General features: G+C 46.1%; 18 protein-coding genes, 9 tRNA genes and 2 rRNA genes. 26 read left to right on the top strand and 3 right to left on the bottom strand.

The features are described from left to right. The 19 genes from EL84_RS29995 to yajC form a co-directional block, all read left to right on the top strand. Nucleotides 1-89: ribosomal RNA gene (locus EL84_RS29995) — 23S ribosomal RNA — on the top strand; the annotation flags it as partial. Between the two features lie 78 nt (nucleotides 90-167). Further along, nucleotides 168-284, top strand: a 5S ribosomal RNA gene (gene rrf, locus EL84_RS29990). 83 nt (nucleotides 285-367) lie between these two features. Then, a tRNA-Asn gene (locus EL84_RS29985) sits at nucleotides 368-443 on the top strand. 4 nt (nucleotides 444-447) lie between these two features. Further along, nucleotides 448-519, top strand: a tRNA-Glu gene (locus EL84_RS29980). Between the two features lie 6 nt (nucleotides 520-525). Continuing rightward, nucleotides 526-601: transfer RNA gene (locus EL84_RS29975), tRNA-Val, on the top strand. A 17-nt stretch (nucleotides 602-618) separates the two neighbouring features. Further along, nucleotides 619-692, top strand: a tRNA-Met gene (locus tag EL84_RS29970). 27 nt (nucleotides 693-719) lie between these two features. After that, nucleotides 720-797: transfer RNA gene (locus tag EL84_RS29965), tRNA-Asp, on the top strand. A 24-nt stretch (nucleotides 798-821) separates the two neighbouring features. Further along, nucleotides 822-896 (top strand) — tRNA-Gly (locus EL84_RS29960). Between the two features lie 6 nt (nucleotides 897-902). Continuing rightward, nucleotides 903-979, top strand: a tRNA-Arg gene (locus EL84_RS29955). A 16-nt stretch (nucleotides 980-995) separates the two neighbouring features. Next, nucleotides 996-1,074 (top strand) — tRNA-Leu (locus EL84_RS29950). 7 nt (nucleotides 1,075-1,081) lie between these two features. Further along, nucleotides 1,082-1,155, top strand: a tRNA-Pro gene (locus tag EL84_RS29945). A 202-nt stretch (nucleotides 1,156-1,357) separates the two neighbouring features. After that, complete coding sequence (locus EL84_RS29940) at nucleotides 1,358-2,050, top strand: BofC C-terminal domain-containing protein (RefSeq protein ID WP_047844092.1); 693 nt, start codon at nucleotides 1,358-1,360, stop codon at nucleotides 2,048-2,050. Between the two features lie 306 nt (nucleotides 2,051-2,356). Continuing rightward, entirely contained in the window at nucleotides 2,357-2,860 is a 504-nt protein-coding gene (gene ruvC, locus EL84_RS29935; RefSeq protein ID WP_017686765.1) for a crossover junction endodeoxyribonuclease RuvC, read from the top strand. Continuing rightward, on the top strand, nucleotides 2,857-3,471 hold the full coding sequence (gene ruvA / locus EL84_RS29930; protein ID WP_047844091.1) for a Holliday junction branch migration protein RuvA: 615 nt from the start codon (nucleotides 2,857-2,859) through the stop codon (nucleotides 3,469-3,471). The genes ruvC and ruvA overlap by 4 nt, the downstream gene beginning before the upstream one ends. Nucleotides 3,472-3,526: 55 nt before the next feature. Beyond that, nucleotides 3,527-4,537 carry a Holliday junction branch migration DNA helicase RuvB gene (gene ruvB / locus EL84_RS29925; RefSeq protein ID WP_036616868.1) on the top strand — a complete coding sequence of 337 codons (1,011 nt, stop codon included), beginning with the start codon at nucleotides 3,527-3,529 and terminating at the stop codon, nucleotides 4,535-4,537. 105 nt (nucleotides 4,538-4,642) lie between these two features. Continuing rightward, nucleotides 4,643-6,730 carry a SpoIID/LytB domain-containing protein gene (locus EL84_RS29920; RefSeq protein ID WP_152683092.1) on the top strand — a complete coding sequence of 696 codons (2,088 nt, stop codon included), beginning with the start codon at nucleotides 4,643-4,645 and terminating at the stop codon, nucleotides 6,728-6,730. Between the two features lie 6 nt (nucleotides 6,731-6,736). Continuing rightward, entirely contained in the window at nucleotides 6,737-7,765 is a 1,029-nt protein-coding gene (gene queA / locus EL84_RS29915; RefSeq protein ID WP_047844089.1) for a tRNA preQ1(34) S-adenosylmethionine ribosyltransferase-isomerase QueA, read from the top strand. A gap of 43 nt (nucleotides 7,766-7,808) precedes the next feature. After that, nucleotides 7,809-8,945, top strand: a complete 1,137-nt coding sequence (gene tgt / locus EL84_RS29910; RefSeq protein ID WP_047844088.1) for a tRNA guanosine(34) transglycosylase Tgt — start codon at nucleotides 7,809-7,811, stop codon at nucleotides 8,943-8,945. Nucleotides 8,946-9,012: 67 nt separating this feature from the next. Further along, nucleotides 9,013-9,324 (top strand): preprotein translocase subunit YajC, encoded by a 312-nt coding sequence (gene yajC / locus EL84_RS29905; RefSeq protein WP_036616875.1) that lies wholly within the window; start codon nucleotides 9,013-9,015, stop codon nucleotides 9,322-9,324. A gap of 125 nt (nucleotides 9,325-9,449) precedes the next feature. Here yajC and EL84_RS29900 read toward each other — a convergent pair whose 3' ends face one another. After that, on the bottom strand, nucleotides 9,450-9,842 hold the full coding sequence (locus tag EL84_RS29900; RefSeq protein ID WP_036616878.1) for a TIGR04086 family membrane protein: 393 nt from the start codon (nucleotides 9,840-9,842) through the stop codon (nucleotides 9,450-9,452). Nucleotides 9,843-10,070: 228 nt separating this feature from the next. Here EL84_RS29900 and EL84_RS29895 point away from each other — a divergent pair, with 228 nt between their 5' ends. Then, nucleotides 10,071-10,784, top strand: coding sequence for a DUF421 domain-containing protein (locus tag EL84_RS29895; RefSeq protein ID WP_047844497.1), 714 nt, complete (start codon nucleotides 10,071-10,073; stop codon nucleotides 10,782-10,784). A gap of 3 nt (nucleotides 10,785-10,787) precedes the next feature. Here the strand turns inward: EL84_RS29895 and spoVB are convergent, their stop codons facing one another. Next, nucleotides 10,788-12,422, bottom strand: a complete 1,635-nt coding sequence (spoVB, locus tag EL84_RS29890; protein ID WP_047844087.1) for a stage V sporulation protein B — start codon at nucleotides 12,420-12,422, stop codon at nucleotides 10,788-10,790. Nucleotides 12,423-12,649: 227 nt separating this feature from the next. On the opposite strand from spoVB, the gene EL84_RS29885 reads away from it, so the two are divergent. The 6 genes from EL84_RS29885 to EL84_RS29865 all read left to right on the top strand — a co-directional run bounded on the left by EL84_RS29885 (nucleotide 12,650) and on the right by EL84_RS29865 (nucleotide 19,164). Further along, a complete protein-coding gene (locus EL84_RS29885; protein WP_036617497.1) occupies nucleotides 12,650-12,889 on the top strand; it encodes a post-transcriptional regulator in 240 nt (79 codons plus the stop codon). Between the two features lie 91 nt (nucleotides 12,890-12,980). Continuing rightward, nucleotides 12,981-14,231, top strand: a complete 1,251-nt coding sequence (gene secD / locus EL84_RS31060; RefSeq protein WP_051447453.1) for a protein translocase subunit SecD — start codon at nucleotides 12,981-12,983, stop codon at nucleotides 14,229-14,231. Further along, a complete protein-coding gene (secF, locus tag EL84_RS31055; RefSeq protein ID WP_053061658.1) occupies nucleotides 14,221-15,129 on the top strand; it encodes a protein translocase subunit SecF in 909 nt (302 codons plus the stop codon). The genes secD and secF overlap by 11 nt, the downstream gene beginning before the upstream one ends. 73 nt (nucleotides 15,130-15,202) lie before the next feature. Continuing rightward, on the top strand, nucleotides 15,203-16,162 hold the full coding sequence (locus tag EL84_RS29875; protein WP_047844086.1) for a cation diffusion facilitator family transporter: 960 nt from the start codon (nucleotides 15,203-15,205) through the stop codon (nucleotides 16,160-16,162). A gap of 40 nt (nucleotides 16,163-16,202) precedes the next feature. Continuing rightward, nucleotides 16,203-18,611 (top strand): single-stranded-DNA-specific exonuclease RecJ, encoded by a 2,409-nt coding sequence (gene recJ, locus EL84_RS29870; RefSeq protein ID WP_047844085.1) that lies wholly within the window; start codon nucleotides 16,203-16,205, stop codon nucleotides 18,609-18,611. A 37-nt stretch (nucleotides 18,612-18,648) separates the two neighbouring features. Beyond that, nucleotides 18,649-19,164, top strand: a complete 516-nt coding sequence (locus EL84_RS29865) for an adenine phosphoribosyltransferase (protein WP_047844084.1) — start codon at nucleotides 18,649-18,651, stop codon at nucleotides 19,162-19,164. Nucleotides 19,165-19,320: 156 nt separating this feature from the next. On the opposite strand, the gene uraA is transcribed toward EL84_RS29865, so the two are convergent. After that, complete coding sequence (gene uraA, locus EL84_RS29860) at nucleotides 19,321-20,637, bottom strand: uracil permease (protein WP_047844083.1); 1,317 nt, start codon at nucleotides 20,635-20,637, stop codon at nucleotides 19,321-19,323. Between the last annotated feature and the right edge of the window lie 342 nt (nucleotides 20,638-20,979).

The following is a 20,979-nucleotide window of genomic DNA, read 5'->3' as shown; positions in this document are numbered from 1 at the left end:
CCTTGAAGACGACGAGGTAGATAGGCTGGGGGTGGAAGTGCAGCAATGCATGGAGCTGACCAGTACTAATCGGTCGAGGGCTTATCCAATAGCAAGTTCTAAATCGCGTGTTTCGTTTCGAATCTAGTTTTCAGAGAACGATCTCTGAATGTAAGCTAAGCTATGCGTTTGGTGGCGATGGCGGAGGGGTTCCACACGTACCCATCCCGAACACGACCGTTAAGCCCTCTAGCGCCGATGGTACTTGGACCGCAGGGTCCTGGGAGAGTAGGACGCCGCCAAGCGAACTCTTTCATCATACATAGAAAACAGGCTCTGCATGTTGATGTTGTACGATGAATTGCATTTGCACTGCAAATGCATATATTCCCTGATAGCTCAGTTGGTAGAGCACTCGACTGTTAATCGAGTTGTCACAGGTTCGAGCCCTGTTCGGGGAGCCATTAAGGCCCGTTGGTCAAGGGGTTAAGACACCTCCCTTTCACGGAGGTAACAGGGGTTCGAATCCCCTACGGGTCATATTATGGAGGCTTAGCTCAGCTGGGAGAGCATCTGCCTTACAAGCAGAGGGTCGGGGGTTCGATCCCCTCAGCCTCCACCATATAAACTTTATAACGACGCGGGGTGGAGCAGCCCGGTAGCTCGTCGGGCTCATAACCCGAAGGCCGCAGGTTCAAATCCTGCCCCCGCAATTATACTTTCCTTTGAGAAAGTGATCTGGAACCGTGGTGTAGTTGGCCTAACATGCCTGCCTGTCACGCAGGAGATCGCGGGTTCGAATCCCGTCGGTTCCGCCATTTTTATATTTATTAATACCATATGCGGAAGTGGCTCAGCGGTAGAGCATCGCCTTGCCAAGGCGAGGGTCGCGGGTTCGATTCCCGTCTTCCGCTCCAATATTTGCGCCCTTAGCTCAGCTGGATAGAGCGTTTGACTACGAATCAAAAGGCCGGGAGTTCGAATCTCTCAGGGCGCGCCATTATAACTTCAAATTTGCCGGCGTGGCGGAATGGCAGACGCGCTCGACTCAAAATCGAGTGGGAAACCGTGGAGGTTCGAGTCCTCTCGCCGGTATATATAACGGGATGTAGCTCAGCTTGGTAGAGCACCTGGTTTGGGACCAGGGGGTCGCATGTTCAAATCGTGTCATCCCGATCTCTAAAAAGCACTATCTATAATTAGATAGTGCTTTTTTTATTTATCTATATAAGATTCTATAAATGCAGGTTCGATATTAACTATGACAAATTCTCTAAGCTAACATATGCGTGTTCCTTCTTCAGTCAACAAGTTAGTTGTGCATAAAGTCTCAATCTTTAGGTCACAATAGGTTTAAAAAGTGATAGAAGGGGTTCATGTGAACACGTTTAACTTCAGAAAACAATTCAAGAGACGCTGGCGAAGGTGGAAACGAACAGTATGGATGACGGCGGCTTTGCTTGCAGTTACGATATTGGCTTACAGTGGGTTGTCTATCTCATCGGCGATTGAGCGTTTGCTGACAACTAATTTTAGTGAGTCAACCAGTGTGATGGGTCCTGTTACGCAGGAAACAAGATCTGAACAGGAGATTCAGGCGTTAGTAGAGCAACTTGATTCAGATCCGGTTCATTTAACAAGTGTGGTTTTGGAGACACAGTACATCTGCGGAGTGGAAACAGAGCAGTTAGGCAAGATGGCTAGACCACAGTTGAAGATGCTGCTGGCTCAACATCCGGAATGGGATGCTACCGTTGGAACATCAGATGAGTTGCATTTGAAGCAACGTGTAGATGACCTTTCACCGCTTTGTAAACAACAGGCTTATATCAGCATAGATGCTGTAGGGAACCTTAATTTGTACGAGGGTAAGCCTGCAGAAGAGAAGGTTATTCGTACGTTCTTTCAATTGGATGTTGGAACGTTGGAAAGTTCTTTGCCTGAAGGCGTACTGGAGCAATTGCAGCAGGGTATTCGGATTCAAGACAAGGATGAGTATGATAGCGTGATCTCTACGTTCAGTGACTATGCCGTGGATGAAGACCATCATTTAATCCGTAATGGCGGGTAATCCAAACGTCCTCACCTACGGTATTAAAATTGTGAAGTACTGAAACGATGGTGGCAAGCAATAACATTGGTGGTTTACGTAACCAAGCGATTGAATCTAAAATACGTGGAATGTGATGAAGGACATCGAAGAGATGTCCTTTTTGTCGTTTATACTAAAATAGTTGAAAATACGAATAAACATGTAAAAAATTCGCGAATAAAGACGAGTAATCAGTTAGACAAAGTTTTTCCTGCCGCAGGGTCTATCTTTTGTTATAATGAAATGAACGATACATATGTTCGCTTTTGTGAGGGAGAGATGGTTTTGCGTTTTTTGGGAATTGACCCGGGGATTGCGATTGTTGGTTTTGGTTTTGTGGATAAAATCGGCAGTAAGGTGGTACCCGTACAATATGGATGTATTCAGACGGAAGCTCATACCCCTGAAGAGGAACGGTTGCTTCACGTATATGAAGGTATGGTGCAGTTGATTGATAAATACAAACCGGACGCAGTAGCGCTGGAGAAACTTTTTTTCAATCGGAACGTTACAACAGCGATGTCAGTCAGTCAGGCTAGAGGAGTCATGGTACTCGCTGCCGCACAGAAGGGTTTGCCTATTGCAGAGTATACGCCAATGCAGATCAAGCAGGCTGTTGTTGGGTACGGTAAAGCGGAGAAGAAGCAAGTACAGGAGATGGTCAAAATGTTCTTGCGTCTTCAGGTCGTTCCTAAGCCGGATGACGTAGCGGATGCATTGGCTGTAGCCGTGTGCCACGCACACTCTTATACATTAAATTCCAAGTTGAATGAGGTATTGCGAAAATGATTGATTTTCTAAGAGGACAGTTCATTCATGTAGAGAATGATTATATTGTGCTGGATGTTCATGGTGTAGGGTATCGCGTATTCTGTCCGAATCCATTTGCCTTTGCGAAGCAAGAAGGCGAAATTACCGTGTACACTCACCATCATGTGCGTGAGGATGCGATGTTGCTGTTTGGATTTGTGACACGGGATGAACAGCGTTTGTTCCGTAAACTGATTGAAGTATCCGGTATTGGTCCAAAAGTAGCTTTGGGCATACTCGCTGGAGGTACACCAGAGCATGTGGTTACGGCGATTTACCAGGAGAATCTTACGTTTTTGACCAAACTGCCAGGCATCGGCAAGAAGACTGCACAACGCATGATTCTGGATCTCAAGGATAAGCTGGATAGCTTTGGCGTGGCAGCGTATGCAACAGGGTTGTTCGCTCCTCCATCGGAAGAGTCGGGAAGTGGTTCAGCCTGGGATGAGGCACGTGAAGGTCTCAAGGCACTTGGGTATACTGACAGTGAGCTTGATAAAGTATGGCTCAAATTGGAAAAGGATGTTACTACAGCAGATTCCGTTGATGTGTTGATGAAAAAGGCGCTGCAAATGCTGTTTACGGGATAATACAAATTGCATATTATAATATAGCTGTAGCCTGCAAAAAAAGGTAGGGATGAACATGGATGATCGGATTATTTCCGCGAACCTGATGATGGAGGACCAAAATGTTGAGTTGAGTCTTCGTCCCCGGTATCTGAATGAATATATCGGGCAGAATCAGGTGAAGGAAAATTTAAAGATATATATTGAAGCTGCCAAATTTCGTAATGAGGCATTGGATCACGTTTTGTTATATGGACCACCCGGACTGGGTAAAACAACACTTGCCAACATTATTGCCAACGAATTGGGTGTTAATTTACGAACTACGTCAGGCCCGGCCATTGAACGCCCGGGTGATCTTGCAGCATTGTTAACCAATCTGCAGGAAGGCGATGTCTTGTTTATTGATGAGATTCATCGTTTGCATCGTACGGTTGAAGAAGTCATGTACCCCGCTATGGAAGATTCGGCATTGGATATTATGATTGGTAAAGGTCCAAGTGCACGTTCCGTTCGGCTGGATCTGCCACCATTCACTCTGATTGGGGCTACAACGCGTGCTGGCTTGCTGTCTGCTCCACTTCGAGATCGATTTGGTGTTATAAGTCGCTTGGAATTCTATACGGTTGACGAGCTGGCTTATATCGTCTCACGCTCTACCGAAATTTTGGGTGTGGAGATTGTGGGAGATGCTGCGCAAGAGATTGCATTGCGCTCACGTGGGACACCGAGGATCGCCAACCGTTTGTTAAAACGAGTACGCGACTTTGCACAGGTGCGTGGTGATGGGATTATAACGCAGACACTGGCGGAAGAAGCGCTGCAACGTCTCCAGATCGATCCACGTGGCTTGGATGACATTGACCATAAGATGCTCAAATCGATGATCAACAGCTTCCGGGGAGGTCCCGTAGGATTGGATACCATTGCTGCTACAATCGGTGAAGAAAGTCAGACGATCGAGGATGTTTATGAACCGTATCTGCTTCAGATTGGTATGATTCAGCGTACACCAAGGGGCAGGATCGTAACAGATCTCGCCTATCATCATTTGGGTCTTCCTGTTCCACCAAGAGATGGGAAATAATCAAATCTGTTGAACATGCTCATTTTAACGTTAACCATAAACATTGAAATAATTACGTGTTAATCCGATATAAAATGAAAGAAATGCATGGAGAGGAGTCGGATTGTGGGAAAAGCAATACGAACGAAGAAGTGGAGTCGTCGATTGAAGGTACTGGCGGCAGCTCTTTTGACAGTGGGTTGTCTGCAAGTGCCTGCATACGCAGCAGGAAATGATGGACAGACGATCCGGGTTGCCATGTTTGCAAATCTGGGCAGTACGTATAAATCAACTACACCACTCATTACGCTTGAGTCGGCCGGACAATGGAGTATCCAATCGGAGAGTGGCGCAAATGTAAGCCTTCCGGCAGGGCAGGTCCGTTTCAGTGCAGACGGATTCCGAGTAAAGGTGTTGGAAACAGCGGACTTTAAGGCAGCATCTGCAGCAGCAAAATTGTTGCAGGCAACCGCAGATAAACCGTTGCTGTTCACAACGTCTGTGAATGGAAATGCCATTTACCAGCTCTACACAGGCAACTATGCAACGGAGGCACTGGCAGGACAAGCTGTTACACGAGTACAAAAGGTAGCAGCAGCTCAATTGGCTGGTCAAAAGCCAGCTGTAACGGGAAGTAAACGCCTGTCTGCTGGAACCTATGGTTCGATTCAGGAAGCAGAGGCAGCACAAGCCACCCTTTTATCAACAGGAGTTAGTAGTGTCTATCCAGTCCTTCAACTGAGTGGTGGAAGCCAAGCATACGCGGTATGGGTGGGTGAAGCTTCAACGGATGCGGAATTAACCGCATTGAAGAACAGTGTGGAAGCCAAAGCTCCGGGGGTAAGCCTTTCACCTGTCAACACTAATGCAGGGCTCATCATCCGCCAGGATGCAGGATTAAGTACGGATGCACTCAAAACAGCTCCGCATTACACCATTGCAGGTACTGAATCCAAAGCATTGGTACAAGGGAATGGCAATGGTATCAAAGTAGTGGAACGTTCCCAGCGAACGTATCGTGGAGATATGGAAATCAGCATCGTAAGTGGTGATCTGGCGTTGGTCAACGTCGTTCCACTGGAGCAATACCTGTACTCTGTCGTAGGGGCAGAGGTGTATTCCTCCTGGCCTGCTGAAGCTCTGAAAGTTCAAGCCGTAGCTGCTCGATCCTACGCGCTTCAACAGGGTGAACGTTTCAAAATTGCGAATGTCGTGGATACAACGCTCAGCCAAGCCTACAACGGAATTGGTTCGGAGAACGATAAAGTAACCAGTGCAGTGGATGCAACTGCTGGAGAAGTGGTCAAGAGCGGTGGGAAAATCATCGAAGCTGTATTCTCCTCCAATGCTGGCGGCCAGACGGCTCATCCTTCTGAGGTATGGAACGGCGGAGCAGGTGTGTTCACCAATGTGGTTAGCTCAGGAGATACATCAGCCCAGGCAGGATTACATACGTGGTACCATGTGCTGCTGGGTACAGGTGTTAGTGGGTACATTCGTGAGGATAACATCAAAGAATTAACAACCAAGACCAATGCGGGACTGGCAAAAGTAACGGTAACCGCTCAGAACACCAATGTGCGTGCCGTTCCGTTAATTCAATCCACCGTTGAACCTGTAGCTAAAATGAATCCAGGCAACGAAGCTGTTGTGTTGGCAAAAGTTGCTCAATCCAACGATTATGCTTGGGTGAGAGGACCTTTCACGTCTGCCCAGTTGGTTAAATCCCTTCAGGGTAAAACAACAGCGTCTGTTCCTGCTTCAATCTCAACCTTGGAAGTGACCAAGCGTGGACCTTCCGGAAGAGCACTTGAAGTCACTGCCAATGGACAGGCTATGACGGTGAAATATGCCGATACATACCGTTCTGCGCTCGGTGGATTACCGAGCACTTTATTTGATATTGCAGGGACCGGAAGTTATACTGTATTAGGCGCTGACGGCAAAACAGCCAGTAAAACCGGCTCAAATGGTGCCTCTGTATTGTCTTCTTCTGGCGCAGGAACATCATCCGGTAATGCACTTGTGGTTATGAGTGGTGATGGTCAAGCGAGAGCGGTGACGCAGGGTCAGACCTTCATGTTCATCGGTCAGGGCAATGGCCACGGATTGGGCTTGTCCCAATGGGGAGCCAAAGGCATGGCAGATGAAGGGTATGATTACCAGGCAATATTGAAACACTATTATCAAAATGCGACTATTGTTAAGGAATGAAACTAAATGAATGTGAACTTATATGATTTTGAATTACCAGAGCAATTGATAGCACAGACGCCGTTACTTGATCGCACGGCATCCCGTTTGCTTACCTTGAACAAAGATAGTGGTGAGATTAATCATCAAACGTTTCCTGATATTATCGATTTTCTGAATCCCGGTGATACATTGATTCTGAATGATACACGCGTTCTACCAGCCCGTCTGTTCGGTACAAAAGAAGATACCGGAGCAAAAGCGGAAGTGTTATTGCTCAAAAATGTGGAAGGCGACAAGTGGGAAGCACTGGTTAAGCCGGGTAAAAAGCTGAAAGCCGGTTCGGTCATCGTATTTGGTGATGAATTGAAGGCAATCATTGAAGAAGAGGGCGAGATGGGGGCACGTACACTTACGTTTACGTATGATGGAATCTTTCAAGAGATTCTGGATCGTCTTGGTGAGATGCCGTTGCCACCTTATATCAAGGAGACATTGGATGACCGCGAACGGTATCAGACCGTGTATGCCAAGCATGAAGGATCGGCGGCTGCACCTACAGCGGGACTGCACTTTACGGATGAATTGTTGGATCAGATTCGTGCCAAAGGTGTTAATGTCGCCTTCATTACGCTTCACGTAGGACTGGGAACGTTCAGACCAATGTCGGTTGACGTTGTTGAAGATCATGTCATGCATGAGGAGTATTACTCCTTGTCACAAGAAACAGCAGACCTGATTAACCAGACCAAAGAGAATGGACACCGTGTTTTTGCGGTTGGGACTACGAGCTGCCGAACTTTGGAAACGGTAGGTAGCAAATTTGAAAATGGAATACTGCAAGCGAGCAGCGGATGGACCAGCATTTTCATCTATCCGGGCTATTCCTTCAAAGTGATCGATGGGATGCTTACGAATTTTCATCTCCCGAAATCCACGTTAGTTATGTTGGTTAGTGCACTAGCAGGCAGGGAACATATTATGCAGGCATATGAGGAAGCCATCCAAGAGAAATACCGGTTCTTCAGCTTCGGCGATGCCATGTTGATATATTAGTATAACGGTATAACGATTAACTTTTAGAGGATGATTAAAACCAATGGCAGCAATTACGTATGAACATATCAAAACTTGCAAACAATCCGGTGCACGTCTGGGACGTGTACATACACCTCACGGTATTATTGAGACACCAACCTTTATGCCTGTAGGTACACAGGCGACTGTCAAAACAATGAGCCCTGAAGAGTTGAAAGAAATGGATGCTCAGATTATTTTGAGTAATACCTATCACCTGTTTCTGAGACCAGGACATGAAATCATCCGTGAAGCTGGCGGATTGCACAAATTCATGAACTGGGATCGTCCAATTTTGACAGACAGCGGCGGATTCCAAGTGTTTTCTCTCAGCGAGATGCGCAAGATTACGGAAGAAGGCGTTAACTTCCGTTCTCATCTGAATGGAGACAAAAAGTTCCTTTCTCCTGAAGTGGCGATGGAAATCCAGAATGCACTTGGCTCCGATATTATGATGGCGTTTGACGAATGTCCACCTTATCCGGCTGAATATGAATATGTAAAAAAATCACTCGAAAGAACAAGCCGCTGGGCAGAACGTTGTCTCGAAAGTCACGCTCGTCCGCATGACCAAGGTCTCTTTGCCATCGTACAGGGAGGCATGCATGAAGATCTTCGCCGTCAAAGCGCCGCAGATTTGACTTCCATGGATTTCCCGGGGTATGCTATTGGTGGACTGAGTGTTGGAGAACCGAAACATTTGATGTATGGTGTATTGGATTATACGTTACCTTTGTTGCCATCCAATAAACCACGTTACTTGATGGGGGTAGGTTCGCCCGATGCGTTGATTGAGGGATCAATTCGTGGAGTGGACATGTTCGACTGTGTTCTGCCAACTCGGATTGCCCGTAACGGAACAACGATGACCAGCCAAGGACGTCTGGTAGTTCGCAATGCCAAGTTTGCAAATGATTTTGGACCATTAGATCCTGAATGTGATTGCTACACTTGTCGCAACTATTCCAGAGCTTATCTGCGTCATTTGATCAAAGCAGATGAAACATTTGGCCTGCGTTTGACGACAATCCATAATCTTCATTTCTTGCAGAATTTGATGCGTAATGTACGTAAAGCCATTATGGAAGATCGTTTGCTTGATTTCCGGGATGAATTTTTCGATCAATATGGTCTTCATGACAATGACAAAGGTTTCTGATTGAGTTTTTGAGGAAACCGTCGTAACAAGTAATATCTGTATGTATAGTCGATAAGGGGGAGTTTGAATGTTTCAAGGAATGCCTCTAGCAGGAGCGCAAGGCGGTGGGATCGTATCTTTGATTGTACCTTTAGTACTCATGGTTGCGATTTTCTACTTCTTAATGATTCGTCCACAGAACAAAAAGCAAAAGCAACGGAATTCCATGCTAAGCCAATTGAAAAAAGGCGATAAAATTGTAACGATTGGTGGCCTTCACGGTACGATCGCTGAGATTACGGACGATGTGGTTGTATTGCGTGTAAACGATGTAACTAAGCTTACATTTGACCGTAATGCAATCAGCACGGCTGTAGCTCGTGATACGGCTGTTGAATAGTTACTGTAACATAGAATAACGAGGGTGCGTTTGTGGCGTATTCCCTAGTAGAGAACCGGATCTCCTTGGAGAACCGGTTCTCTTTTTTGATTTATGAGGGAAGGTCGATGTTCTTTACCAGTCAGTTAGGAGCGATGCGTATTAACACCGAACATGCCACCGAGAGCTGAAATGAAGAACGCGCTAAGAAGTTGTAAACTATCCTTCCAATTAAACGAAGCATCCAGCGCGAGAAATCCGATCAACAGCACAAGCAGTCCATATACGATTCCGGTAATCCCTCCGTAGTACCATCCTTTTTCACCAGAACGTTTGCCTGCGACAAAACCACCAACCAATAATGACAAGCCATGAACAACATAGGTATACAATGAGAGGTCCTGTTCCCGCATTCCGCTCATCCAGAGAAACAAGGAGAGAATAAATGCCCCGATAAACATCCATACAAAAGCCTGACAGAGGCCTGACAGAATCGGATTGGACACTCGAAACGAAACCAAGCGGCGGATCAATTGCATGAAGCAACCCCCTTGTACAAGTTATAAGTTAATACAGTGTATGGTCAAGCCTTCGGACTTATGAACTGTTTTCCATTAAATGAACGGATTATTTCTGCATGAGCATGTAAGGTTCAGGTCAAAATAGGGATTGCACTACCCAGCTAACTGTTAAAAACTCAGTTTCGAAGGAGGACCCCTGTTGTGAACTTCCCAGATGTCGGATCACATATCTTTCGAACCATTCTCATGTACTTTCTGGTGTACTGTGCAATGAGGGTTATGGGTAAACGTGAGATTGGTAAGCTATCCATGTTTGATCTTGTTGTCTCCATTATGCTTGCTGAAATGGCTGCTTTTGTCATTGAAGATATTGATAAACCGCTCTCTCACGGGATTGCCCCCATGCTTACCTTGATCATTGTACAGATCGGAATGGCGTTTATAGGTCTTAAAAGTCGGCGTCTTCGCCTGATAATTGATGGGAAACCTACTGTTTTAATCTCCAAAGGCGTTCTTCACCGGGATGAGATGCGGAAGCAACGATATAATCTGGATGATCTATTACAACAGCTCCGTGAACAGAATGTAGACAGTATCGGTGAGGTTGATTTCGCTATTTTGGAGACCACAGGCAAGCTGACCGTTTTTCCCAAGGATGAGAATACTTCTAACGGCAGCAGTTCTTGCGGCTCTGATTCAGAAGGGGCTTCTTCCGGTAAATCCAAAACAGAGAAAAATCAGATTGACGGATTTCCAAATATCAAATATGAAGGTCTGCCACTACCCTTGATTATGGACGGAAAGGTCCAGGATCAGAATCTGGAGATCATTCAGAAAACGAGATTTTGGCTGAAAAATCAAATTCAACAGAACGGAATTATGGATTTCAAGGATGTATTTATATGCTCCATTGACCACAATGGGAAGATATATGTCAGTCCAAAAGATGATAAAAAATGAAAATCATTTGCCTGAACGACGCTTGAACCATGAACCAATCAAAGGAGCACGGGACAGATCATGAAAGTCAATCATTTTGGTCCAGCCCATGACGATGAAATACACGATAAGCCCGACAAAAGGAGCGAGAAGCATCCTCACCCAAAAAGGCAATATCATGGCAGTCTCTTCGTATACGAGTAGGGTCGCTGCTCCCATGATAAACATTCCTGCACCCGTCTTGACCCAATCCATCATTTTGAAGCGGAACTGTAGCAGGCTACGTACGCTTTGGGCATGTAACAGGGTAACTACCGTAGAATTCACACAGATGGCGATGACTGCACCGAAGATGCCATATTCAGGCCGGGAAGCAAGCGTTAAAATCAACGTGATTTTGATAACAGCACCGATAAACGTATTTAGCAATGCTTTACCCGGACGGTCAAGAGCTTGTAATGCAGCTTGAAGAGGAGCTTGAATATAAATGAACAAAGCAAAGGGAGCCATTAGTTTCAGCATGCTTCCGATCGATGCATCATTATACAGAACAAGACACATCGGTTCGGCAAGCACATACATAAACACGGAAAACGGAGCACCTGTCACAAGTGCCAAACGTAAGGCCTGATGCATTCTTTTGTGAATCAGAGCGCGATCTCCCTGAGCAGAAGCTTCGGACAGTGAAGGCACAAGTGATGTCGCGAGCGATGAGGTTAGTGCCCCCGGCAGCAGCAACAGAGGAATAATCATACCTTGTAATGCACCATATTGTGCTGTAGCAAGTCCTTTGGATATGCCTGCCAGAGCCAGACTCTGGGCAGTAACGATGGTTTCGGCCAGATAGGATAAGGAGCCAACCAATCGGCCTGCTGTAACAGGAATAGAGATTGAAAGCAAACGCCGGATTAATCCCGGCTGTGGAGTACCTGTTTCTTTCAGAACTGAAGATATTGGGTTTAAAGGCTTGGCTGAAGGTTTGGCTGTGAGATTGGACATGTTCTGTTGGTTAGCGAGCGGTAACTCTTTCTTCTGCCTGTTATACTTCCACAAGAGTACAAGCATACCGCCGAATTCTCCAACGAGCGCTCCCAGCATGGCACCAGCAGCAGCTTGGGCAATACCGTGGGGGAGAAGAAGCCAGGCAAACCAAATGACACAGACGATACGAATGATGGTTTCAACAATGGATGAAATGGCAGTAGGCATCATGTTTTGCTTACCTTGGAAATACCCTCTGTAGACAGCAGATACGGCGATAATGGCAATCATGGGGCTCATACTAACGAACGTATGGTATACCCGCTCATCTGTGAGCACGTACTTGGTAACCCAGGGTGCAAATAGGATGCACAAAAACATGAATACAACACCCAGGGTCAACGTAAAGCTTAAGCTTACTTGCAGGATTCGCTGGGGGGAATAACGATTGGCACCGGTATCAGCTTCGGCTACGAGCTTGGCTACGGCGAGCGGAATACCACCCGTAATTAATGTCACTAGTACGATAAAAAAGGGATAGCTCAATTGGTAGATGCCAACACCTTCTGCACCGATGACTCGTGGCAGCGCAATGCGCGGAATGAAACCAAGTATTCGATTAATTATGCCTGCCGCGAGCAGGATCATGGCCCCCTGGATAAATGTCTGTTTCTTCAAGACTACCCCTCTTTCCCGGTTGAAAGTACAGGCTATCAACATAAACGGGACAAAGCCGTTGTTCTTCATCCTATGCCAGTCCTTTATCTTCTCATGACAACTTGGACACGATTAACAAAAAGAACCATAATCAGCAAGAAGGAATATGATCAGGCGAAGTCGAATCATGTAATATTGATGCCGCATAAAGGCTTGGATGTACGAAGGGAGGCTCCCCGTTGGAAGAAATGAATGATGTGGAGTTGGAACAGTCAATAGAGATGCTCTGCCGTAGCAAAGCGGAGGAATTAAGGCTTGTCGGTTACGAATATGTCACCAGCAAAGATGTCTGGAATTGCGTCAGTCATAAATATGAAAAACAGGGCATTCCACCGCTTCACCAGCTGGTGAACGACATTTTGTCACTGAAAGCAACAAGCTTTATGAACTTTATGACCGTGTCTGCATACCGGGGGTCCTCTTTCTAGACGAAAGGGATCTTTTTTGTTGAAAATTGACTGCTTTTTACGGCATCGCTATAATAGGAATATTGAGAACGAAAGGGGATCTAGGAACGGCATGAAAAGAATTATCAGTTTCATTCTGGTCGTGCTTGTCACCACAGGGGTAATGGTGGGAACAAGCCCGGAACTGCTCAAAAATATACGCTTGGGCCTTGATTTAAAGGGAGGCTACGAGATCTTATATGAAGCAGAGCCGCTCGAAGCAGGTCAACAAGTCACCAAAGCATCTTTGGTGCAAACGGCCAAAAGTCTTGAAAGCCGCGCCAATGCGCTCGGAACAAGCGAACCGGAGGTAACCACTGAAGGAAGCAACCGGATTCGATTGAAGTTGGCAGGGGTTACGGATGAGGCTGAAGTTAGAGCCAAAATGAAAGAGCCGGCTGTTTTGACCTTCCGTAGTAAAGCTGAGAACGACAAGGAAGGCGAATACACCAAAATTGAGCTTCGCGGAAATGAATTTGTTGAGAATGCAGCCAAAGTTGTGTTCACTCAATTGAATGAGCCGATGATTGACATTCAAGTGAAAGATAAAGCCAAATTTTCCGAGATTACCAAACGTTTGATCGGACAACCTCTCGCGATTTATTTGGACGATGAGCTTCTATCTGCTCCAACCGTTAGACAACAGTTGACAGATGGTTCCGCTCAAATTTCGGGTGCTTACACACGTGACGAAGCAAACCAGCTTCGTGACACCATTAACCTGGGTGCATTGCCACTGAAACTTACAGAGAAGTATTCACAAAGTGTTGGTGCAACACTTGGCAAGCTTTCTCTGGATCAGACCATTAAAGCAGGATTGATTGGTTCCGTTATTATTCTAGTGTTCATGATTGGGCTTTATCGCATTCCTGGTATTATCGCGAGTTTTGCCTTGATCACACATACGTGGCTGGTACTTGCAATCTTCTATTTAGGAGAATTCGTGCTTACCCTTCCAGGTATTGCGGCGTTTATCCTGGGTATAGGGATGGCGGTGGATGCCAATATCATCACGTACGAACGGATTAAAGAAGAGATGCGCAGTGGTAAGTCGATCTTGTCTTCGGTTAAAGCGGGTGGTAAACATTCCTTCCGAACAATCATTGACTCCAACATCACAACCATTATTGCTGCGGCTGTTATGTTCTTCTTGGGAACAGGTGCGGTTAAAGGTTTTGCACTCGTGCTGATTTTTGATATTGTCACCAGTATTATCACGAATATTTTCTTCTCCCGCTTCCTGTTGACCCTGCTTGTACGGGGTAACGTGTTGAAGAAGCCTAAGTACTTCGGAGTGAAGGAGAGTGAAATTCGTGCGCTTTAATTGGAATTTTGATTATGTTAAAGGTAGTAAGATTGCCTATATTTTCTCGATTATTCTGACGATTACGGGGATCATCAGCATTCTGGCTTTGGGTTTGAATTATGCGGTTGATTTCCGTGCTGGATCGAACGTGGATATCTCGGTTTCCAAAGCAATCACAGCGGAGCAGATTAAACCTATCGTTAAGGACATCGGTGTTGATGAGGGTGATGTTACCATTACGCCGGGGGCTGACCGTGTAAATGTTCGTTTCTCCAATGAACTGGATGAGACCCAAGAGAGCAAATTTAAACAGGAATTTGCCAAACTGGATGCATCAGCTTCCTATGAAGTAAATACCGTCGATCCAGAGATGGCCAAAGAATTGGAACGCAACGCGATCTACGCGGTACTCATTGCAAGTATCGGGATCATGATCTATGTTGCGATCCGGTTTGAGTGGCGCTTTGGTTTGGCTGCGGTTATCGCACTCTTCCATGATGCATTTGTTGTAATAAGTGTGTTCTCCATCTTCCGTTTGGAAGTCGATCTGACCTTTATTACTGCAGTATTGACCATTGTCGGGTTCTCGATCAACGATACGATCGTTATCTTTGACCGGATTCGTGAGAATCTGCGTTTTGCCAAAAAGACAACCAAAGCCGACTTGCGTGAGGTAGTCAATCGCAGTTTGGCTCAAACGATGACACGTTCCCTGAATACAACATTCACCGTGTTTGCAGCTTCAATCTGTTTGTTCATATTTGGTGGAGAATCCATTCGCATGTTCTCGCTTGCGATGGTTATCGGAACACTTTTCGGTGCATATTCTTCAATCTATATCGCCGCTCCACTATGGCTGATGCTCAAAGGTAAACAAGTGGATAAGCCAAAAACAGTAGCTAAAGAATCTAACTAAACATCTTATTGTGAAGCCGCGTCTGCCAGGCGCGGTTTTGCAACTTTATGTACAGAATTAAGGGGGAATATTCATGACCAGAGAACATATCCCATCTGCTCAGGCTGCCACATGGAGCGGTATTGCCGGTAATTTGGGACTTGCGGTGATCAAAGCGGGAGTCGGTTATATGGCAAACAGCAAATCATTGCTCGCTGACGGCTTGTATTCTGCTTCTGAAGCTGGTTCTGCCCTGGCTGGTCTCTTTCCCTCCAAGTCTGTACGCGATAAGAGCAAGGCTCGCAGGGGACGGTTTAAAGAACATTCACGTGTTGCTAGACCCGGAATCTCAGTATTGTTATCTGTGCTGATTCTCATGGGTGGATTACAGCTTGCGATCTCCGCATTGGGTAGTCTCTCCGGAAGTGAACCGGAAGCACCCGGCAAGTCGGTACTTTTGGTGGCTGTTGCAGCTTTGGCTGTGAAAGAAGCGATTTTTCAATTTCAGTACAGATATTTCCGTAAACGAAACCAGTCTCAGGCGCTGGCCTATGCACAGCAACATCGCCGTGCACTCTATTGTTCGCTCACCGTGTTAATCGGCATTATAGGATCGATGGCTGGTGAAGAGACGGGATTGAGCATGCTGCTCTACCTAGACCCCACGGCTGCGTTGATTGCTTCCTGTTTTGTGCTTCACAAGGGTTACCGAATGATTGTGGACACAGTCTATGGTTCACTCGTTCAGGAGCTGGAGCAGGAAGAAGCGTCCGATTTTAAAGAGACCGTACAGCGGGTATATGGCATCATTACCATTGAGCATTTGGTTGCACGTGAACAGGAACATGACGTTACGATTGAGCTGGTCATTAGTGTGAATCCGAGGATCTCGATACTGGAAGCACAGGAGATTGCAAATCGTGCCAAGACATTACTGCTCACCCGTTTCAGTCATGTGAAAGAAGTACAGATTCAAGCGATACCTTATGATCCAGGTTATCCCTATAAATCCAATCATGAACTGCCCGATCACGAAGCGACATTAATTCAGTAGTGAAGCGTGGGTCCAGTAGATCAGGAAAGGAGCGTTATCATTGCTTTATTCGCAATACCGGTGGAATACACCGAATATCGATTTGGAGGCGGCTGCGGGACTCTCGCAGGCGCTTTCCGTTTCACCCCTTGTTGGACGTTTGCTTGTGAGTCGAGGAGTGCACAATGAGAAGGAGGCCGAACGTTTTTTGCATCCTGACCTTAATCAGATGCATGATCCCTATCTGCTCCTCGGCATGAATGAAGCTGTGCCACGTATCAAGCTGGCATTGGAGCGGGAAGAACATATTTTGATCTACGGGGATTATGACGCTGATGGCGTATCCAGCACATCGCTCATGATCCATTTGATGCGTCATCTTGGGGCTTCGTACGATATATATATCCCTCATCGCTCGAATGAAGGGTATGGATTGCACAACCATGCGTTGGATTGGGCGCATCAACAAGGCGTTTCATTGATTATTACCGTGGACACCGGAATCAGTGCTGTTGAACAGATTGCCTATGCGGCCACGCTGGGCATCGAAGTCATTGTGACAGATCACCATGAGCCGCCTGAAATTTTGCCCGAAGCCTTTACACTTATTAATCCAAAACTTCCGGGATGCCCGTATCCTTTTAAAGGTTTGGCAGGAGCGGGAGTAGCCTTGAAGCTCGCTCAGGCATTAATCGGGGAAGTGCCCGGTGAATGGATGGAGATTGCGGCCATCGGCACCGTTGCCGATCTGATGCCTTTGGAAGGGGAGAACCGGGTTATTGTCAGTTATGGAATAGAATCGATGCGTGGTTCACGTCTTCCTGGTGTAAGTGCATTGCTGGAAATCAGTGGTGTGGATCAGAGTCAGGTGACTTCCATTAATATTGCCTTTGCCATGGCACCTCGTATTAATGCCAGTGGACGTTTGGATCATGCCGGGAGAGCGGTATCGCTTCTCACCACCGAGAATCTGGATGAAGCTCATACGCTTGCGGGCCAGCTTGATCTATTGAATCGGGAGCGGCAGCAAGTCGTAGAGGGCATATTACAAGAAGCAACGGCACAGTTGGAACAAAAGATACAGCTTCGTTCAGGATCCGTTCCAGATGTAATCGTATTGGCTGGTGAGGGCTGGAACGTTGGAGTGGTTGGTATTGTGGCTTCCAAATTGCTGGAGCGTTATTACCGACCTACACTTATCCTTGGGATCGATCCAGAGAGCGGTGTCTGCAAGGGCTCTGCGCGCTCCATTGAGGGCTTGGATATCTATCAGGCACTCACAGTCAATAAACACACTATGGACCATTACGGGGGACACCCTGCAGCAGCAGGTATGACCTTGCATCGGGATCAGCTGGAGGAACTTGAGGCTGGTTTGAATGAGTTTGCTGCATCTGTATTAACTGAAGAGGACTTTGTACCTCAACGTCTTGCGGATGATGAATGCAGAATCAGTGATGTTCCGCTGAAAGTGATCCAGGAGATCGACAGATTGCAGCCTTTTGGAATGAGCAATCCTTCGCCACGGTTTGTATTGAGAAGTGTAACTGTGAAGGAAACCAGAACAATGGGACGAGAGAAACGCCATCTGAAACTGGTTCTGGAACAGGATGGTCAGCAACTGGAAACCGTCGCTTTTGGCAAGGGAGCGTTAGCAGATTTTCTTCTCCCAGGTTCCGTTATTGATGTGATGGGAGAACTGTCCATCAATGAATGGAATGGGATGAGAAAACCTCAATTGATGCTTCAGGACATTCATGTTCCTCAGGTCCAAGTGTTTGATTTGCGCGGTAATGCCGAGCCATTAAATGCGATGAAACATTTCTTGAGCTCACTTGAGGTGCATCTGCGATATAAATCTGGTTCTGTTGGTGCTATTGTTCGGAAAGAAACAGATGTTTCCGAGGGAAATTCATTGTATGAACCTTGCCTTTGGGTATATGATAGAAAGGTCGGGTTATTTCCGTGTAATGCTGCTGCACAGCATTATGGACAGGAACAAGTCCGGACGTTATTTGTGTTTGATACGCCGGAAACCCCGGAACAACTTAATGCCATGCTGGCTTTGTTCAGTGGAGCTGAGAATATCATCCTTCTGCACGGATCAGGCAACCGCCGAGATCGCCTTCAGATGCCTTCCAGAGAACTCTTTAAGCGTATTTATATGCAGGTGTTGAAATGGAAAGCTGAACCCGTGGAGGAACAAGAGATTACTCCTGTGCTCAGTCGTCAGTGTGGTTGTTCGCCGCGCATGATTACGATGATGTTGGATGTATTCGAAGAGTTATCCTTCATTACCCGTGATAACGGCAAAATTGCGTTTGTGGATAACCCGCCTAAGCGTGAACTAACCGCTTCACGTCACTATCAGGCGCTCGAAAATATGGCCGAGATAGAACAGGTGATGCTGGATGCAGCCACACCGCAACTGACACAATGGATGATATCCCGGATGAAGGGCGTATCTTAGATGGAAGTTTGTGTATTTATTTTAGGAGGAGATTATTTTGGATTTTAAAGATTATATTCGTGTCATTCCTGACTTTCCACAACCGGGAATCAGCTTTAAGGACATTACAACATTGTTGAAAGATGGAGAAATGTACCGCAAGGCGATCAATGAACTGAAAGTGATGGTTTCTGATCTCAAAATTGACGTCATTGCTGGACCTGAAGCACGTGGTTTCGTTGTGGGCGCCCCTCTGGCATACGCTCTTGGTGTCGGTTTTGCTCCGATTCGTAAAAGTGGAAAACTGCCTGGAGAGACGATTGAAGTTGGTTATGATCTCGAGTATGGCAAGGATACACTCGCGATGCACACAGATGCGATTGAAAAAGGTCAAAATGTCCTGATCGCAGATGATCTGCTCGCAACGGGTGGAACGATTGCAACTTCCATCAACTTGATTGAACAATTGGGTGGGAACGTTGTCGGTGCTGCCTTCCTGATCGAGCTGTCTGATCTGAATGGTCGTGCTAAATTACCTGAGAAAATCGATGTATTCACATTGATGAACTACTAAGTTTAAAATCTCCACTTGGAGTGTTGTGATTAAAACCTGAATTGCTTTTCCCTTTTCCCGGGAAATAATATACAGCATTAATGATTGCGAAAAAGCCTGTTCTCTCCATCCGTTAAGGTTGGAGAGAACAGGCTTTTTGATGTATATGAGATGGAATTAATCTGGTGTTTTTTCAGTGATAGGCTGTTTACGCGAATCGTCATTCAACCAACCTAGCACTTCAAACAGTTTGAACAACAAGCTCATCAGGATTCCGACGATGGTTGCCAATGCCATCCCTTTCAGATGAACGCCATAGAAGGTAACTTCTGTACCACTCAGTCCAATGACCAATACAAGTGTAGTAAGCAGCAGATTGGTCGGTTTGGCAAAATCGACTTTCTGTTCAACCAGAATACGCAGACCAGATGCTGCAATAACCCCGAACAGAAGCAGGGATACGCCACCCATAACTGGCACAGGAATATTGGCTACAAGCGCCGAGAATGTTCCTGAGAAGGAGAGTACGATTGCAATGACTGCTGCGCCACCAATGACATATGTGGAGTATACGCGAGTCAGGGCCATTACACCGATGTTCTCACCATAGGTTGTATTGGGAGTTGATCCTACAAAACCGGACAGAATGGTGGAGACCCCATTACCAAGCAGGGAACGATGAAGCCCAGGGTCTTTCGAAAGATCTTTGCCTACAATGCTGCTCGTTACAAGCAAATGTCCAATATGTTCAACGATAACCACAAGCGCTACAGGTAAAATGGTGAAAATAACGGACCAGTCAAATGTAGGCGTTGTTACGGTTGGTAGTGAGATGAAATCAGCGTTTCCAATAGCCTGTTTATCAACCAGACCCATAGAATAGCCAAGGATATAACCGACTACAATACCGATTAGAATATGAATGATTTTGGGGAATCCACGGAACGTTACGGCACCAATGACAGTGATACCAAGCGTGGCCATGGATAAAATGATTGGTTTGGCTTGAGGTGCCCAGTTGGGATATTTAAGGATATCGGGATTAATCAGACCTGCCATTCCGGCAGCCACGGGTACAAGCTCCAGTCCGATCAGAGCAACGATGGCGCCCATAACCGCTGGTGGGAAGACTACGTTAATCCATCCGGTACCCGCAAATTTAATAATGAGGGCCACGAAACAGAAAACAAGTCCTGTTATGATAAAAGCTCCAAGTGCCATGGAGTAGCCGTTCTCTGGATGTGTTTTCAATACTGAAGTGACAGGAGCAATAAAGGCAAAACTGGACCCGAGATATGCAGGGATCTTTCCTTTACACATCAGTATGTACAACAATGTTCCAATTCCGTTCATCAGCAGGATCATACTTGGATCAACACCGAACAGGTTTGGTACAAGTACTGTGCTACCAAACATGGCGAACAAATGCTGAAGGCTAAGCAGTGAACCTGAGCCAAGTGGCATCTTTTGATTAACCTGGATTTTGCGTTGCAATGAATTTCATCTCCTTTTCCGAAACACAAACTTTCAATAGATTACAGAGTTTCTCTTAATTAATCAATAACATTTTTGACGTAGCAAAGCGATGGAATTTATATTTTCATGAATTTTCCTTCTATTTCAGCAAATAACGGCAATAATACATAAGAAATAAGAAATACATCCAATCCCCTGTGAGTCATAGGGAAACGGGATAGAAGTAATTCAGATCACCAATATAAAAATTGGATAAGCGCTCTTATTCGTCAGCAGTTGACGGGAAACGGGTGAAGCGTCATAATTATAGGAAATTACTTTTACGGGGAACCTGTGTTGCAGCACTGTCACGGGTTCCAT

It is taken from the genome of Paenibacillus sp. VT-400 (genome assembly GCF_001029205.1).
Lineage (GTDB): Bacteria > Bacillota > Bacilli > Paenibacillales > Paenibacillaceae > Paenibacillus > Paenibacillus amylolyticus.
The sequence above is the reverse complement of the archived record's forward strand: the minus strand, read 5'-3'. Positions and strand labels throughout refer to the sequence as shown.

Bases quoted from the DNA above. Each gene is read 5' to 3' on its own strand.
- ruvA (WP_047844091.1), top strand. From the start codon at position 2,857: ATGATTGATTTTCTAAGAGGACAGTTCATTCATGTAGAGAATGATTAT.
- ruvB (WP_036616868.1), top strand. From the start codon at position 3,527: ATGGATGATCGGATTATTTCCGCGAACCTGATGATGGAGGACCAAAAT.
- queA (WP_047844089.1), top strand. From the start codon at position 6,737: ATGAATGTGAACTTATATGATTTTGAATTACCAGAGCAATTGATAGCA.
- tgt (WP_047844088.1), top strand. From the start codon at position 7,809: ATGGCAGCAATTACGTATGAACATATCAAAACTTGCAAACAATCCGGT.
- yajC (WP_036616875.1), top strand. From the start codon at position 9,013: ATGTTTCAAGGAATGCCTCTAGCAGGAGCGCAAGGCGGTGGGATCGTA.
- EL84_RS29900 (WP_036616878.1), bottom strand. From the start codon at position 9,842: ATGCAATTGATCCGCCGCTTGGTTTCGTTTCGAGTGTCCAATCCGATT.
- EL84_RS29895 (WP_047844497.1), top strand. From the start codon at position 10,071: ATGTACTTTCTGGTGTACTGTGCAATGAGGGTTATGGGTAAACGTGAG.
- EL84_RS29885 (WP_036617497.1), top strand. From the start codon at position 12,650: ATGAATGATGTGGAGTTGGAACAGTCAATAGAGATGCTCTGCCGTAGC.
- secD (WP_051447453.1), top strand. From the start codon at position 12,981: ATGAAAAGAATTATCAGTTTCATTCTGGTCGTGCTTGTCACCACAGGG.
- EL84_RS29875 (WP_047844086.1), top strand. From the start codon at position 15,203: ATGACCAGAGAACATATCCCATCTGCTCAGGCTGCCACATGGAGCGGT.